This window comes from Streptomyces sp. NBC_01276 (assembly GCF_041435355.1).
Lineage (GTDB): Bacteria > Actinomycetota > Actinomycetes > Streptomycetales > Streptomycetaceae > Streptomyces.
Genome location: NZ_CP108442.1, coordinates 6,775,140 through 6,789,592 on the forward strand (window position 1 = coordinate 6,775,140; position 14,453 = coordinate 6,789,592).

Annotated in this window: 16 protein-coding genes; 9 read left to right on the plus strand and 7 right to left on the minus strand. The window is 72.2% G+C overall.

What is annotated here, in order from left to right:
• Nucleotide 1: 1 nt before the first annotated feature.
• A complete protein-coding gene (locus OG295_RS30555; RefSeq protein ID WP_371679836.1) occupies nucleotides 2–1,336 on the minus strand; it encodes an adenosylmethionine--8-amino-7-oxononanoate transaminase in 1,335 nt (444 codons plus the stop codon).
• A complete protein-coding gene (bioB, locus tag OG295_RS30560; protein ID WP_371679837.1) occupies nucleotides 1,329–2,570 on the minus strand; it encodes a biotin synthase BioB in 1,242 nt (413 codons plus the stop codon). Before bioB ends, OG295_RS30555 begins: the two co-directional genes overlap by 8 nt.
• 155 nt (nucleotides 2,571–2,725) lie before the next feature.
• On the opposite strand from bioB, the gene OG295_RS30565 reads away from it, so the two are divergent.
• Entirely contained in the window at nucleotides 2,726–3,898 is a 1,173-nt protein-coding gene (locus OG295_RS30565) for an 8-amino-7-oxononanoate synthase (RefSeq protein WP_371679839.1), read from the plus strand.
• Nucleotides 3,899–3,901: 3 nt separating this feature from the next.
• On the opposite strand, the gene OG295_RS30570 is transcribed toward OG295_RS30565, so the two are convergent.
• Entirely contained in the window at nucleotides 3,902–4,141 is a 240-nt protein-coding gene (locus OG295_RS30570) for a DUF397 domain-containing protein (protein ID WP_266837501.1), read from the minus strand.
• 13 nt (nucleotides 4,142–4,154) lie between these two features.
• Nucleotides 4,155–5,039, minus strand: coding sequence for a helix-turn-helix domain-containing protein (locus OG295_RS30575; RefSeq protein ID WP_371679840.1), 885 nt, complete (start codon nucleotides 5,037–5,039; stop codon nucleotides 4,155–4,157).
• A gap of 197 nt (nucleotides 5,040–5,236) precedes the next feature.
• Here OG295_RS30575 and OG295_RS30580 point away from each other — a divergent pair, with 197 nt between their 5' ends.
• The 8 genes from OG295_RS30580 to OG295_RS30615 all read left to right on the plus strand — a co-directional run bounded on the left by OG295_RS30580 (nucleotide 5,237) and on the right by OG295_RS30615 (nucleotide 12,454).
• Nucleotides 5,237–5,686 carry an ATP-binding protein gene (locus OG295_RS30580; RefSeq protein WP_371679841.1) on the plus strand — a complete coding sequence of 150 codons (450 nt, stop codon included), beginning with the start codon at nucleotides 5,237–5,239 and terminating at the stop codon, nucleotides 5,684–5,686.
• Nucleotides 5,687–6,012: 326 nt separating this feature from the next.
• Nucleotides 6,013–6,315 (plus strand): urease subunit gamma, encoded by a 303-nt coding sequence (locus OG295_RS30585; protein WP_100661014.1) that lies wholly within the window; start codon nucleotides 6,013–6,015, stop codon nucleotides 6,313–6,315.
• 14 nt (nucleotides 6,316–6,329) lie between these two features.
• The gene (locus tag OG295_RS30590; RefSeq protein ID WP_371679842.1) at nucleotides 6,330–6,641 is read left to right on the plus strand and encodes an urease subunit beta; all 312 of its coding nucleotides are present in this window, start codon (nucleotides 6,330–6,332) and stop codon (nucleotides 6,639–6,641) included.
• Complete coding sequence (locus OG295_RS30595) at nucleotides 6,634–8,355, plus strand: urease subunit alpha (RefSeq protein WP_371679843.1); 1,722 nt, start codon at nucleotides 6,634–6,636, stop codon at nucleotides 8,353–8,355. Before OG295_RS30590 ends, OG295_RS30595 begins: the two co-directional genes overlap by 8 nt.
• Before the next feature lie 43 nt (nucleotides 8,356–8,398).
• Entirely contained in the window at nucleotides 8,399–9,073 is a 675-nt protein-coding gene (locus tag OG295_RS30600; RefSeq protein ID WP_371679844.1) for an urease accessory protein UreF, read from the plus strand.
• A 48-nt stretch (nucleotides 9,074–9,121) separates the two neighbouring features.
• Nucleotides 9,122–9,808 (plus strand): urease accessory protein UreG, encoded by a 687-nt coding sequence (ureG, locus tag OG295_RS30605; protein ID WP_371679845.1) that lies wholly within the window; start codon nucleotides 9,122–9,124, stop codon nucleotides 9,806–9,808.
• Nucleotides 9,805–10,596 carry an urease accessory protein UreD gene (locus OG295_RS30610; RefSeq protein ID WP_371679846.1) on the plus strand — a complete coding sequence of 264 codons (792 nt, stop codon included), beginning with the start codon at nucleotides 9,805–9,807 and terminating at the stop codon, nucleotides 10,594–10,596. The genes ureG and OG295_RS30610 overlap by 4 nt, the downstream gene beginning before the upstream one ends.
• 193 nt (nucleotides 10,597–10,789) lie before the next feature.
• Nucleotides 10,790–12,454, plus strand: coding sequence for an alpha/beta hydrolase (locus OG295_RS30615; protein WP_371679847.1), 1,665 nt, complete (start codon nucleotides 10,790–10,792; stop codon nucleotides 12,452–12,454).
• A gap of 29 nt (nucleotides 12,455–12,483) precedes the next feature.
• Here OG295_RS30615 and OG295_RS30620 read toward each other — a convergent pair whose 3' ends face one another.
• The 3 genes from OG295_RS30620 to OG295_RS30630 all read right to left on the minus strand — a co-directional run bounded on the left by OG295_RS30620 (nucleotide 12,484) and on the right by OG295_RS30630 (nucleotide 14,419).
• Nucleotides 12,484–13,194, minus strand: a complete 711-nt coding sequence (locus OG295_RS30620; RefSeq protein WP_371679848.1) for a lysophospholipid acyltransferase family protein — start codon at nucleotides 13,192–13,194, stop codon at nucleotides 12,484–12,486.
• 65 nt (nucleotides 13,195–13,259) lie between these two features.
• Entirely contained in the window at nucleotides 13,260–13,418 is a 159-nt protein-coding gene (locus OG295_RS30625; protein ID WP_167456808.1) for a hypothetical protein, read from the minus strand.
• 32 nt (nucleotides 13,419–13,450) lie between these two features.
• Nucleotides 13,451–14,419 carry a cytochrome c oxidase assembly protein gene (locus tag OG295_RS30630; RefSeq protein ID WP_371679849.1) on the minus strand — a complete coding sequence of 323 codons (969 nt, stop codon included), beginning with the start codon at nucleotides 14,417–14,419 and terminating at the stop codon, nucleotides 13,451–13,453.
• Nucleotides 14,420–14,453: the final 34 nt, after the last annotated feature.

A 14,453-nucleotide genomic window follows, 5' to 3' on the forward strand; every position in this document is an offset into this window, starting at 1 on the left:
GTCAGCCTTCCCTGGCGGCCGCGAGGACGGCGCGGCAGATCCGTGCGAGATCGGCGTCGCCGGTGACGTAGGGCGGCATCACGTAGATCAGGTCGCGGAACGGCCGCACCCAGACGCCCTCCCGGACCGCAGCCCGGGTGGCGGCCCACACGTCGACGGGGTGGTCGAGCTGGACCGCTCCGAGTGCGCCCAGCACCCGTACGTCCCGGACCCCGGGAAGCGCGCGGGCCCCTTCGAGCCCCTCGCGCAGTCCCGCCTCGATCCGCTTGACCTCGCCCGCCCAGTCCTGCCCGAGCAGCAGGTCGATCGAGGCGAGCGCCACCGCCGTGGCGAGGGGGTTGCCCATGAAGGTCGGGCCGTGCGCGAGCACCGGCACCTCTCCCCGGGAGATCCCGTCGGCGACCCGCCGGGTGCAGAGGGTGGCCGCGAGGGTGAGGTAGCCGCCGGTCAGCGACTTGCCGAGGCACATCACGTCCGGGGTGATCCCCGCGTGGTCGGCGGCGAAGAGCGCGCCGGTGCGGCCGAAGCCCGTCGCGATCTCGTCCAGGATCAGCAGGACCCCGTACTCGTCGCACAGCTCGCGCAGCACCCGCAGGTAGCCCGGGTTGTGGAAGCGCATGCCGCCCGCGCCCTGGACCACCGGCTCGACGATCACCGCGGCCAGCTCGTCCGCGTGGGCGGCGATCAGGGTGCGCAGGTGGTCGGCGTACGCCGGGTCCACGGGGGTCTCGAAGCCCCCGGGCGGGGCGTCGGCGAACACCTGCCGGGGCAGGTGGCCCTGCCACAGCTCGTGCATGCCGCCGTCGGGATCGCACACGGCCATCGGCTGCCAGGTGTCGCCGTGGTAGCCGCCGCGCCAGGTCAGCAGCCGGGTCTTGCCGGTGCGGCCGAGCGAACGCCAGTACTGCAGGCACATCTTGACGGCGACCTCGACGGACACCGAGCCCGAGTCGGCCAGGAAGACGTGCTCCAGTCCGGCCGGGGTGATCTCGACGAGCTTCTCGGCCAGCCGGACGGCGGGCTCGTGGGTGAGCCCGCCGAACATCACGTGCGACATCCGGCCGAGCTGGGCCGTCGCCGCCTCGTTCAGCACCGGGTGGTTGTAGCCGTGGATCGCCGACCACCAGGAGGACATGCCGTCGACCAGCTCCTCCTGCCCCTGCGCGGGGGCGGCGAGCCGCAGCCGGACGCCCGAGGCGGAGGAGACGACCAGGTTCTCCTGCCGCCCGGGCATCGGGCCGTACGGGTGCCAGACGTGCTGCCGGTCCAGGTCGATCAGCTGCGCGGTGCCGGACATCCGGTCGAGCGGGTCGTGCAGGGGGAACGGGTCACGCATTGGGCGCGAGCTCCGTTCCCGCACCGCGGCGGCGCACCGCGACGAGGTCGGGGCGGACCTCGCCCGCCTCCGCCTGGGCGGGGGCCTGGGCGGGCGCCTCGTCGGCGTGCCCGGAGCAGCCGCCGCACGCCGAACCGCAGCCGCCCTCGGCCGCGTCGGCCGGGCCGCCCGAACCGCAGACCGGGGCGCCGCCCGCGTGAGAGCCGCAGCCCCCGCCGGCGGTGACGTCGGAGCGGTGCGCGGGCAGGGTCGACGTACCGGCGCCCTCCACCTCGAATCCGGCGTCCGCGATCATGTCGAGGTCGGCCTGGCCGGCCTGGCCCTCGCTGGTGAGGTAGTCGCCGAGGAAGATCGAGTTGACCAGGTGCAGGGCCAGCGGCTGCATCGAGCGCAGGTGCACCTCGCGACCGCCGGCGAGGCGGACCTCGACGTCGGGGCAGACGAAGCGGACCATCGCCAGGATCCGCAGGGCGCGCTGCGGGGTGAGGTTCCACTCCTTGGCGAGCGGGGTGCCCTCGAAGGGGATCAGGAAGTTGACCGGCACCGAGTCGGGGTCCAGCTCGCGCAGCGAGTAGACGACGTCGACCAGGTCCTCGTCGCTCTCGCCCATGCCGGCGATCAGGCCGGAGCAGGCCGACAGGCCGGCCGCGTGCGCCTTCTGCACCGTGTCGACACGGTCCGCGTAGGTGTGCGTCTTGGTGATCGCGCCGTACGTGGCCTCGGACGTGTTGAGGTTGTGGTTGTAGGCATCCGCACCCGCGTCGCGCAGCTTCTCGGCCTGACCGTCGGAGAGCAGACCCAGGCAGGCGCACACCTCGACGCCCTCGTTCTGCTCCTTGATGGCCGCGATGGTCTTGCCGACGCGGTCCACGTCGCGGTCGGTCGGGCCGCGTCCGCTGGCCACCAGGCAGACCCGCTTGGCGCCGCCGGCGACGCCCGCGGCGGCGGCCTGGGAGGCCTCCTCGGGCTTCAGCCACGTGTACTTGAGGATCTCGGCCTTCGAGCCGAGCCGCTGCGAGCAGTACGAGCAGTCCTCGGGGCAGAGCCCCGACTTCAGGTTGACCAGGTAGTTCAGCTTGACGCGGCGCCCGAACCACTGGCGGCGCACCTTGCCGGCAGCGGCCACCACGTCGAGCAGTTCGTCGTCGGAGGTCGCCAGTACGGCGAGCGCCTCTTCACGGGTCGGCAGCTCGCGCCGCAGTCCCTTTTCCACCAGGGTGTTCAGCAGGTCCATGGGCCCGATCCTGGACCACGCGACCACTCCCGGCCAAGGAGAGATCGGACAACATGGCCTGAAGGGAGTGTGTGGATCGCCACACCAGTCCCTCGGGTCGCGGCGGCTAGGGTCGAGCAGATCTGTCGACTGCCGACAAAACACGAGGACCGCCGATGACGCAGCACACCCCGCAACCCGAGGACGTCTTCGCCTGGATCGACGGCGCGGAGCGGGCCCGAGAGCAGGCGGGGCTGGTGCGGACGCTGCGCCCGAGGCCCGCCTCCTCGCCCCTGCTGGACCTGGCGAGCAACGACTACCTGGGTCTGTCCCGGCATCCCGAGACCGTGCGCGGGGCGTGCGAGGCGGCCGAACGCTGGGGTGCCGGAGCCACCGGCTCCCGCCTGGTCACGGGTACCACGGAGCTGCACACCGAACTCGAACGGGAACTCGCCGATTTCGCCGGTTTCGAAGCGGCTCTGGTGCTTTCCTCCGGATATGCCGCGAACCTCGCCGCCGTGACGGCGCTGAGCGAGCGCGGCACGCTGGTGGTCTCCGACGCCGGGAACCACGCCTCGATCGTCGACGGTTGCCGGCTCTCGCGCGCCGAGGTCGCGGTCACCCCGCACAGCGATCCGGAACCCGTCCGCAAGACCCTCGCCGCCCACGGCGGGCGCGCCCTGCTCGTCACCGACTCGGTCTTCTCGGTGGACGGGGACGCCGCCCCGCTCGCCGCGTACGCCGCGGCCTGCCGGGCCGAGGGCGCCGCCCTGGTGGTGGACGACGCGCACGGTCTGGGGGTGCTCGGCGAGGGGGGCCGGGGCGCCCTGCACGCCGCGGGGCTGGCGGGCGCGCCCGGCGTGGTCGCGACGATGACCCTCTCGAAGTCGCTGGGCAGCCAGGGCGGGGCGGTACTGGGCCCGGCCAAGGTCATCCGGCACCTGGTCAACACCGCGCGCGCCTTCATCTTCGACACCGGGCTGGCCCCGGCCGCCGCCGGCGCCGCACTGGCGAGCCTGCGTCTGCTCCGGCGCGAACCGGAGCGTGCGGCCCGGGTCCGGGAGGTGGCCGCCGAACTGTACGAGCGGCTCACCGCGTCCGGCCTGACCGCGGCCCGGCCGGACGCGGCCGTGGTGTCGGTGCGGGCCCCGTCGGCTTCGGCGGCACTGCGCTGGGCCGCCGACTGCCGCGAGGCAGGTCTGTCCGTGGGGTGCTTCCGTCCGCCGTCGGTGCCGGACGGCATTTCCCGGCTGCGGCTAACCGCTCGGGCCGATCTCACGGGGGACGAGATCGGCCGGGCCGTCGGGACGGTCCTGCGGACCGCTCCGGCCGGAGCCACGGACCGGTAGGCGTCAGCGGCCCGGTGCGACCGGGTCGTGCAGGTCCGCCCGGACCGAGGCGAGGAAGCCGTCCCAGGCCGGCCCGGTGAAGAGCACGGCCGGGCCGTCCGTCCGCTTGGAGTCGCGGACGGCCAGCAGACCGCCGGTGAGGGCGGCCGCTTCCACGCAGTTGTTCATTCCGGTGCTGCGGCTGCTCCGCCGCCACCGCGCGCTGTTCAGAAGTCCGCTGGTGGATAAGGGGGTTGCGGACACGGGGGGTGCCTCCTTACGTGTCGTCAGCGAGTGAGCTGATGAGATCCGACGAGTCACGGGGCGGGAGGGCGTGTGCCTGGATGGTGCGGAATGCGGCGCCGTAGGCTTCCAGGTCTTCCTTCCGCTCCAGATAGAGGCTACTCGTCAAATGGTCGAGTACCACCACATCCAGATCGGCGATGTTCGGAAATGAGAAAATGACGAAGGGGCCCGTCAGGCCGAGATGCCCCCCCACGGTGAACGGGAGTACCTGCAAGCGCACTTGGGGCAGCCGGGCCACCTCGACCAGATGCCTCAGCTGCTCGCGCATCACCCCCGGCCCGCCGATCTGCCGCCGCAGCACCGCCTCGTCCAGGACGGCGCTCAGCTCCAGGGGCGGATCCGACCGCAGCACGGCCTGCCGGGCCAGTCGTACGTCGACCAGCGCGTCCACCTTCGGTTCCGGCAGCCCGCCCAGCGCGGCCCGGGTCACGGCCCGCGCGTACTCCGGGGTCTGCAACAGGCCGGGCACGACGGAGAGTTCCACCGTCCGGGCCGCGCGGGCCCCCGCCTCCAGACTGATGAAGTCGCGGTACTCCTGCGGGAGCAGGCCCCGGTAGTCGTGCCACCACTGCCGTCCGCGCGCGGCGTCCCCGTGTGCCGAGGGGCCGGCCGCCGAGGCGCCCAGGGCCTCCAGCAGGGCGCGCTGCTGCGGACCCACCACCTCCCCGTAGGCGTCGAGCAGGAGCCGGATGTCCGCCGACTTCACGCCGCTGCGGCCCGTTTCGATGCGACTGATTTTCGACTGGTGCCATCCGACGATCCGGGCCACCTCGCCACTGGTGAGTCCGGAGCGGTCACGGAGGGCGCGCAACTCCTCGCCGAGCTTGCGCCGACGCACCGCGGGACCGTGCTGCATACCCGCTCTCCTTCCACCGGCACGGCTCGTGCCGGTCTGCCGTCCAAATACGCTCTTCCGTAGCAGAGTTCACCGCATTGAGCGACAGATATATGCATATCTTGGGGGATCGGCGGAAACGGCGGCACGATGGGTGGCACTCTGGCGCTCAGCGTAGATCCGGGGCGGTTCCGTCCCGGTGGGAAAGGGACGTCGCCATGGCAGATCAGCTGGAAGCATCCGTCACTCTGCCGAGCGATCCGGTCTCGGTCGCCGCCGCCCGCCGGTACGTCGCGCAGGTGCTCGGCGAATGGGGGCTTCCGGAGGACGCGGAGACCGCCGACACCGTCCGGCTGATCGTCTCGGAGCTCGCGACCAACTCGGTCCAGCACACCTTCGGCCAGTCCCCGACCTTCACCGTCGACGTCCGCCTGGAGCGCGAGGAGTGGCTGCGCGTCGGCGTCACCGACAGCCACCCGCGCTGGCCCAGGCGGCTGCCCGCCGCCGTCCAGCAGGACAACGGCCGCGGGATGGTCATCATCCGCTGGCTGGCGGCGGAGGCGGGCGGCCGGCTCTCGGTCAGCCCGACCGCGGACGGGGGCAAGACGGTGTGGATCGCCCTCCCCTGGCCGGCCGGAGCCCCCGCGCGGACGGCCCGCGGCTGCTGACCCGCGGCTGCTGACCCGCGCCCCTTCCCGGCCCGCCGTCGTATACGGCGGCCGCGCCGCCGCGGGCCCGGACAGGTGAACCGCGCGCCTTCCCGAAACGTGGGTTAACTCGGCGGAAAAATGCGGGCCCTAACGTGAGGGACCGGGCTCCTCCGCCAACGAACAGCCATGGGCCGGTAAAAGGCCGGTGATCGGGACGGAAAGCCTCTCTCTGCGTTGGGCAAGACATGCTTGGCATGGATATGCACAGGTCAACAGAGTGTTGAAGGCCGGTACGGTCGCTGCGGCGCGATGTTGATCATGTCCCGGAAGCTTGGTGATATCAGGTGCAATTGACACCGCACGAACAAGAAAGACTCATGATCCACGTTGCGGCCGACGTGGCCGAGAAGCGCAGGTCGCGCGGGGTCCTCCTGAACCACCCCGAGGCCGTCGCGCTCATCACCTCGCACATCCTCGAAGGCGCCCGTGACGGGCGGACCGTGGCCGAGCTGATGGCCTCCGGCCGCACCGTGCTCACCCGCGCCCAGGTCATGGAGGGCATCCCCGAGATGATCCACGACGTCCAGGTCGAGGCCACGTTCCCGGACGGCACCAAGCTCGTCACCGTCCACGATCCCATCGTCTGAACGGGAGCGACCAGATGATCCCCGGCGAAATCGCCTTCGGGGACGGTCCGGTGTGCCTGAACGAGGGCCGCCCCGTCACCCGCCTCACCGTGCTCAACTCCGCCGACCGGCCCGTCCAGGTCGGCTCCCACTACCACTTCGCCGAGGCCAACCCCGGCCTCGACTTCGACCGCCGGGCGGCCCACGGGCTGCGCCTGAACATCGCCGCCGGCACCGCCGTCCGCTTCGAGCCCGGCATCCCCGTCGCCGTGGAGCTCGTACCGCTGGGCGGGCTGCGCACGGTACCGGGACTGCGTGGAGAGACCGGAGGGCCGCTCGATGGCTGAGATCTCGCGTCGGCAGTACGCCGACCTCTTCGGGCCGACGAAGGGCGACCGGATCCGGCTCGCCGACACCGACCTCTTCGTCGAGATCGAGCAGGACCTCAGCGGCGGACCCGGCAACTCCGGTGACGAGGCCGTCTTCGGTGGCGGCAAGGTCATCCGCGAGTCCATGGGACAGGCCCGCACGACCCGCGCCGAGGGCGCCCCCGACACGGTGATCACCGGCGTCGTGATCCTCGACCACTGGGGCATCGTCAAGGCCGACGTCGGCATCCGCGACGGCCGGATCTGCGGCATCGGCAAGGCGGGCAACCCCGACACCATGGACGGGGTGGAGCCCGCGCTCGTCATCGGGCCCGAGACCGAGATCATCGCCGGCAACGGGAAGATCCTCACCGCGGGCGCCATCGACACCCACATCCACTTCATCTCGCCGACCGTGATCGACGAGGCCCTCGCCTCCGGCATCACCACCCTCGTCGGCGGCGGCACCGGCCCCGCCGAGGGCTCCAAGGCCACCACCGTCACCCCCGGCCCCTGGCACCTGGCCCGCATGTTCGCGGCGCTGGAGGCCTACCCGGTCAACATCGGCCTGCTCGGCAAGGGCAACACCATGTCCCGCGAGGGCATGCACTCCCAGCTGCGCGGCGGCGCCCTCGGCTTCAAGATCCACGAGGACTGGGGGGCCACCCCGGCCGTCATCGACGCCTGCCTGAGCGTCGCCGACGAGACCGGCGCGCAGGTCGCCATCCACACCGACACCCTCAACGAGGCCGGGTTCGTGGGCGACACCCTCGCGGCCATCGCCGGGCGGACGATCCACTCGTACCACACCGAGGGCGCGGGCGGCGGGCACGCGCCCGACATCATCACCGTGGTCTCCGAGCCGAACATCCTGCCCAGCTCCACCAATCCCACCCGGCCGCACACCGTCAACACCGTCGAGGAACACCTCGACATGCTGATGGTCTGCCACCACCTCAACCCGGCCGTCCCCGAGGACCTCGCCTTCGCCGAGTCCCGGATCCGGCCCTCCACCATCGCCGCCGAGGACGTGCTGCACGACCTCGGGGCCATCTCCATCATCTCCTCCGACTCCCAGGCCATGGGCCGGGTCGGCGAGGTCGTGCTGCGGACCTGGCAGACCGCGCACGTGATGAAGAAGCGACGCGGCTTCCTGCCCGGTGACGGCCCCGCCGACAACCACCGGGCCCGTCGCTACGTCGCCAAGTACACGATCAACCCCGCCGTGGCGCAGGGCCTCTCCCGCGAGGTCGGATCGGTCGAGGTGGGCAAGCTCGCCGACCTGGTGCTGTGGACGCCGGCCTTCTTCGGGGTCAAGCCCGAGGTGGTCGTCAAGGGCGGTCAGATCGCCTACGCCCAGATGGGCGACGCCAACGCGTCCATCCCCACCCCGCAGCCGATCCTGCCCCGCCCCATGTTCGGCAGCATCGGAAGCGCACCCGGACTGAACTCGATCAACTTCACCGCGCAGGCCGCGCTCGACGACGAGCTGCCCGAACGGCTCGGTCTCGGCAAGCAGTTCACGGCCATCGAGAACACGCGCAAGGTGGGCAAGGCGGACATGCGCAACAACGACGCCATGCCCCGGGTCGAGGTCGACGCCGACACCTTCACCGTCACCATCGACGGGGAGGCCGTGGAGCCGGCGCCCGCGACGGAACTGCCCATGGCACAGAGATACTTCCTCTTCTGATGCGGCACACCCTGACGGAGCGTTCCCCGAGGGAGCCCGGCCGATGAGCCTCGCCGCGCTGCTCGTGCTCGCGGACGGCCGCTTCCCCGCCGGAGGCCACGCGCACTCCGGCGGGGCGGAGGCCGCCTGCAAGGCGGGCCGGATCCACGACGCCGCGACCCTGGCCGACTTCTGCCGGGGCCGCCTCCACACCGCCGGGCTCACCGCCGCCTCCCTCGCGGCGGCCGCCGCCCTCGGCCTCGACCCGGTGGAGCTCGACGCCGCCGCCGACGCCCGTACACCCTCGCCCGCGCTGCGCGCCGCCGCGCGCCGCCTGGGCCGACAGCTCATGCGGGCCGCCCGAGCCACCTGGCCCGACCCCGGGCTCGACGCGCTGGCCGCGGCCTTCCCGCGCGGGGCGCACCAGCCCGTGGTGCTCGGGACGGCCGCCCGCGCGGCCGGGCTCGGGGCGCTCGACGCCGCCCACGTGGCGGCGTACGAGAGCGTCAGCGGTCCGGCGACCGCGACGGTCCGGCTGCTCGGCCTGGACCCCTTCGAGGCCAGCGCGGTACTGGCCCGGCTGGCACCCGAACTCGACGCCGTGGCCGCCCGGGCTGCCGAGGCCGCCCTGCTCGCCCGTACCGGGGGCACGGACGCGCTGCCCGCCCCCTCCTCGCCCCTGCTGGAGATCGCGGCGCAGGTCCACGCCGACTGGCCGGTCCGCCTCTTCGCCTCCTGAGCGGACCGCGCCCCGGCCGGCCACCCCCACCACTTCCTAGGAGACCCCGTGCACCTCGACCACGACGTGGCCTACCCCCAGCGCCACACCCACAGCGCGGACCCGCACCGCGCCGACGGCACCCGCCGCGCCCTGCGCATCGGACTCGGCGGGCCCGTCGGCTCCGGCAAGACGGCGACCGTCGCCGCGCTCTGCCGGGCCCTGCGGGCCGAGCTGTCCATGGCCGTCGTCACCAATGACATCTACACCCGTGAGGACGCCGAGTTCCTGCTCCGCGAGGCGGTCCTGCCGCCCGAGCGGATCAGCGCCGTCGAGACCGGTGCCTGCCCGCACACCGCCATCCGCGACGACATCTCCGCGAACCTGGAGGCCGTCGAGGAGCTGGAGGACAGCGTGGGACCGCTGGACCTGATCCTCGTCGAGTCCGGCGGTGACAACCTCACCGCCACCTTCTCCCGCGGCCTGGTCGACGCCCAGATCTTCGTCATCGACGTGGCCGGCGGCGACGACATCCCCCGCAAGGGCGGCCCCGGCGTCACCACCGCCGACCTGCTGGTCGTCAACAAGACCGACCTCGCCCCGCACGTCGGCTCCGACCTGGAGCGGATGGCCCGTGACGCGGCCGCCCAGCGCGGGGAGCTGCCCGTCGCCTTCCAGTCCCTGCGCGGCACCGAGGGAGTGGCCCCGGTCGCCGCGTGGGTGCGCGAGCGGATCGCCGCCTGGGTCGTACGGTGACCGCCGCGGCCCCCGCCACCACCGCGCCGCCCCCGGCCGGACTGCGGGCCACCGCCCGGATCGGCGCCGTCCGCGACGGGCGCGGCGGCACCGCCCTGCCCCTGCTGGCCGGGGAGGGGCCGCTGGCCCTGCGCCGCACCCGGGACGAGGGCGCCGAGGCCGGGGTGATGCTGGTCGGCGCGATGAGCGCCCCCCTCGGCGGCGACCACCTCGCGGTGGAGGCCGACGCCGGGCCGGGCGCCCGGCTCGCACTGCGCTCGGCGGCCGCCACCCTGGCCCTGCCCGGCCGGGGCGGCGAGCCCGCGCGGTACGACGTACGGCTCTCGCTCGCCGAGGACGCGGAGGTGCGCTGGCTCCCGGAGCAGCTGGTCTCCGTGCGCGGCAGCGACCTGCGCGTCCGCACCCGGGCCGAACTGGCGCCCGGCGCCCGGCTGATGCTCCGCGAGGAACAGGTGCTGGGGCGTACCGGGGAGGACCCCGGTACGCTGCGTGCCCGGCTCACGGTCACCCGGGGCGGCCGGCCCCTGCTGGACCAGGAACTGTCCTGCGGACCCGGTTCCCCCGGGGGCTGGGACGGCCCGGCGGGCATCGCGGGCCACCGGGCGCTCGGCCAGTTGCTGGTGGTGGACCCGCGGTTCGAATCCGACCCGCCCGGGGCGCGGGTGCTCGGGGAGTTCGCGGCGGCCACCCCGCTGGCGGGTCCCGCGGTGCTCGTGACGGCCCTGGCCCCGGACGCGCTGCGGCTGCGCGAGCTGCTGGACGAGGCGGCCCGCGCGTACGGGTGGTGACGGCGGGTCACACTCGGGGCGAATGGGACACCGCTCAGCGGTACACCCGTTTCCGGTTATCGGGTTGGCAAAGAACTCGACCTTGCTCTGTTGTTGGGTATCGGTCAGGCGAAAGGATCCCCCTGCACGCCGACGACCGAACTCGACCGAATCCGGCCGCCCACGGCGGCACATGAGCAGGGGGAACAACCACGTGATACGCACTGCGGCGCTGGGGAGCGCTGCCACTCTGATCACCGGCGCACTGGCGGCGGGCCTGCTGCTCGCGCCGTCCGCCTCGGCGGCTTCGGCCGGCCGGGACAACGGGGCCGCGGAAGCGGTCGGCGCCCAGATCGCCGCCGCCCGCGCCGCGCGCGCCGGCATCGACTGGAAGGACTGTCCTGCCGACTGGGGCTTCGCGAAGCCGGTCCAGTGCGGCTGGGTGAAGGTCCCGCTCGACTACACCAAGCCCTTCGGCAAGACCATCGACCTCGCGGTCGACCGCGCCGTGAGCACCGGTACCAAGGAGGAGCGCCAGGGCGCGCTCGTCTACAACCCGGGTGGCCCGGGCGGCTCCGGCATGCGCTTCCCGCTCCGGATCACCAACAAGAGCCCGCTGTGGGTCAACACCTCGAAGGCCTACGACTTCGTGGGCTTCGACCCCCGCGGCGTCGGCCACTCCGCGCCGATCTCCTGCATCGACCCGCAGGAGTTCGTCAAGGCCCCCAAGGCCGACCCGGTCCCGTCCAACGAGGCCGACAAGCGCGCCCAGCGCAAGCTCGCCGCCGAGTACGCGGACGGCTGCAAGGAGCGCAGCGGCGAGATGCTGCCGCACATGACCACCCCCAACACCGCGCGCGACCTGGACGTGATCCGGGCCGCCCTCGGTGAGCAGAAGCTGAACTACCTCGGCGTCTCCTACGGCACCTACCTGGGCGGGGTCTACGCGACCCTCTTCCCGTCCCACGTGCGCCGCATGATCGTCGACAGCGTGGTCAACCCCAAGCAGGACAACATCTGGTACCAGGCCAACCTGGAGCAGGACGTCGCCTTCCAGATGCGCTGGAACGACTGGGAGGACTGGGTCGCCAAGAACGACGCCTCCTTCCACCTCGGTGACACCCGCGCCAAGGTCGAGGCCAAGTGGCTGGAGCTGCGCGGCAAGGCCAAGGCCAACCCGCTCGGCGGCGTGGCCGGTCCGAACGAGCTGCTCGGCTTCTTCCAGAAGGCGCCGTACTACGACTCCTCCTGGGTGCCGGTCGCGCAGGCGTTCAGCGCCTGGGCCGCCGGTGACGAGAAGCCGCTGATCGACGCCGTCGCCCCCGACATGTCCGACACCGCGGGCAACATCGCCTCGGAGAACGGCAACGCCGTCTACACCGCGGTCGAGTGCGCCGACGCCAAGTGGCCGACCAGCTGGGCCAAGTGGGACCGCGACAACACCGCGCTCCACAAGAAGTACCCCTTCCTGACCTGGTCGAACGCCTGGATGAACCTGCCCTGCGCGACCTGGAAGTCCAAGCAGAGCACCCCGATCGAGGTCGGTGCCAAGCGCGGTATCGCGCCGGTCCTGATCGTCCAGTCCGAGCGTGACGCGGCCACCCCGTACGAGGGTGGTGTCGAGCTGCACCGCCGTCTGGCCGGTTCGCGTCTGATCACCGAGCAGAACGCCGGCTCGCACGGTGTGACCAGCCTGGTCAACCCCTGCATCAACACCCGCGTGGACGCCTACCTGCTGACCGGCAAGGTCGACGCGCAGGACGTCAAGTGCGGTCCGCACGCCACCCCGGTGGCGCCGGCCCCGGCCGCCGCCAAGTCGCTCGCCCAGGCCCCGGCCGACGGGCTCGCGGTGCGTGAGGAGCTCCCGGCCGTCCGTTAAGGATCCGGAGAAGTGACGAGGGAGAAGGCTCAGCGCGGTCCGCGCCGGGCCTTCTTCCGCTTCTCCTCCTCCTCGGCCTTGACCTCGGTGGCGTACCGGTCCACGTACTCTTGGCCCGAGAGGCCGAGGATCGCGTACATGATCTCGTCCGTGACGGCGCGCAGGACGGCCCGCTCCCGCTCCATGCCCGCGTAGCGGGAGAACTCCATCGGTGCGCCGAATCGGATCGTCACCCGCCGGATCTTCGGGATCCTCCGGCCCGGCGGCTGGATCTCGAAGGTGCCGACCATCGCGCACGGCACCACCGGCACCCCGGCGCCGAGTGCCATCGCCGCCACCCCGACCTTGCCCTTGTAGAGCCGCCCGTCGTGCGAGCGCGTGCCCTCCGGGTAGATCCCGAGCAGCTCGCCCCGGGCGAGCACCCCGAGCCCCTCGCGCAGGGCCGCCTGACCGGCGTCCTTGCCGGAGCGGTCCACCGGGATCTGGCCGGCGCTGCGGAAGAACGCGGCGGTCAGCCGGCCCTTGAGGCCCGGTCCGGTGAAGTACTCGGCCTTCGCCAGGAAGGTGATCCTGCGCTTCAGGATCGCGGGCATCAGGAAGTGGTCGGAGAAGGACAGGTGGTTGCCCGCGACGATCGCCGCCCCCTCCGCGGGGATGTTCTCCAGCCCCTCGATCCGCGGCCGGAACAGCATCCGCAGCAGCGGTCCGAGCAGCACGTGCTTGAGCAAGTGGTAGAACACCCGGTGCTTCCCTTCGCCCGACGGTCGCTCCGCGTCCGACCGGGAGCGAGGCGTACGCGGCCCGCTCAGGCGCTGCCGGCGGCGGCCATCCCCAGGGTCAGCAGGCCCAGCACCACCCAGCCGAACCACAGCCAGCCGTTGCTGCCGAGCGCCACGGAGTACGCGGAGACGGCCACCAGGGCGGCGAAGGTCGTCACCGCCATCGCCTTAACGGATCCGGTCATGCCCCATGGTGGCGCCTGGGACGGCCCGAGCGCTACTGGCCGCGCCCTTGGAGCGAGGCGAGGTACGCGTTGTACGCCTCCAGCTCCTGGTCGCCGTTGCGCTCCTCGGCCCGGTCCGAGCGCTTCGCCGCGCGCTGCTCCGAGTGGTACCACTGGTAGACCAGCGCGATCAGCACCAGTACCGAGGGGATCTCGCTGAACGCCCAGGCGATGCCGCCGCCCCACTGCTGGTCGAGCAGCGGATCGATGCCGAGGGAGGCCGGCGGGTTCTGATAGGTCTTGATCATCGGCTCGCTCGCCATCATCAGGGCGATGCCGAAGAAGGCGTGGAAGGGCATGCCCGCGAAGAGCTCCAGCATCCGCATCACGTAGCCGGGGCGGTGCGGGCCCGGGTCCACGCCCATGATCGGCCAGAAGAAGATCAGGCCGACCGCGAGGAAGTGGACCATCATCGCGATGTGGCCGGTCCTCGACTCCATCAGGAAGTCGAAGAGCGGGGTGAAGTACAGGCCGTAGAGGCTGGCGATGAACATCGGGATGGTGAAGGCCGGGTGCGTGACGATCCGCATGTACCGGCTGTGCAGCAGCATCAGGAGCAGCTCGCGGGGGCCCTTGGTGCCGCGGGCGGCGGGCGGCAGCGCGCGCAGCGCCAGCGTGACCGGCGCGCCCAGCAGCAGCAGGATCGGGCTGATCATGCTGATCACCATGTGCTGGACCATGTGGACGCTGAACATGACCATGCCGTAGTCGTTCAGCTTGGTGCACATCATCAGCGCCACGCTCAGCACGCCCGCCACGAAGGCGACCGTCCGGCCCACCGGCCAGGCGTCCCCGCGCCGGCGCAGGCGCAGCACGCCCCACCCGTACAGGGTCAGCCCCAGCAGGGAGCCGAACAGGAAGAAGGCGTCGAAGGAGAACTCCAGCCCGCGCCCGAGGGTGAACGGCGGCAGGTCCATGTTCATGTCCATGTTCATGTCCATGCCGTGACCGCTGTGATCCATCTGTTCACTCCCTTGACTGTGGCGCTCCACCACA

Excerpts from the sequence above, each read along its gene's own strand:
- OG295_RS30575 (WP_371679840.1), bottom strand. The coding sequence starts at position 5,039 with ATGCAGCACGGTCCCGCGGTGCGTCGGCGCAAGCTCGGCGAGGAGTTG.
- OG295_RS30595 (WP_371679843.1), top strand. The coding sequence starts at position 6,634 with ATGGCTGAGATCTCGCGTCGGCAGTACGCCGACCTCTTCGGGCCGACG.
- OG295_RS30565 (WP_371679839.1), top strand. The coding sequence starts at position 2,726 with ATGACGCAGCACACCCCGCAACCCGAGGACGTCTTCGCCTGGATCGAC.
- bioB (WP_371679837.1), bottom strand. The coding sequence starts at position 2,570 with ATGGACCTGCTGAACACCCTGGTGGAAAAGGGACTGCGGCGCGAGCTG.
- OG295_RS30590 (WP_371679842.1), top strand. The coding sequence starts at position 6,330 with ATGATCCCCGGCGAAATCGCCTTCGGGGACGGTCCGGTGTGCCTGAAC.
- OG295_RS30600 (WP_371679844.1), top strand. The coding sequence starts at position 8,399 with ATGAGCCTCGCCGCGCTGCTCGTGCTCGCGGACGGCCGCTTCCCCGCC.
- OG295_RS30630 (WP_371679849.1), bottom strand. The coding sequence starts at position 14,419 with ATGGATCACAGCGGTCACGGCATGGACATGAACATGGACATGAACATG.
- OG295_RS30580 (WP_371679841.1), top strand. The coding sequence starts at position 5,237 with ATGGCAGATCAGCTGGAAGCATCCGTCACTCTGCCGAGCGATCCGGTC.
- OG295_RS30625 (WP_167456808.1), bottom strand. The coding sequence starts at position 13,418 with ATGACCGGATCCGTTAAGGCGATGGCGGTGACGACCTTCGCCGCCCTG.
- OG295_RS30555 (WP_371679836.1), bottom strand. The coding sequence starts at position 1,336 with ATGCGTGACCCGTTCCCCCTGCACGACCCGCTCGACCGGATGTCCGGC.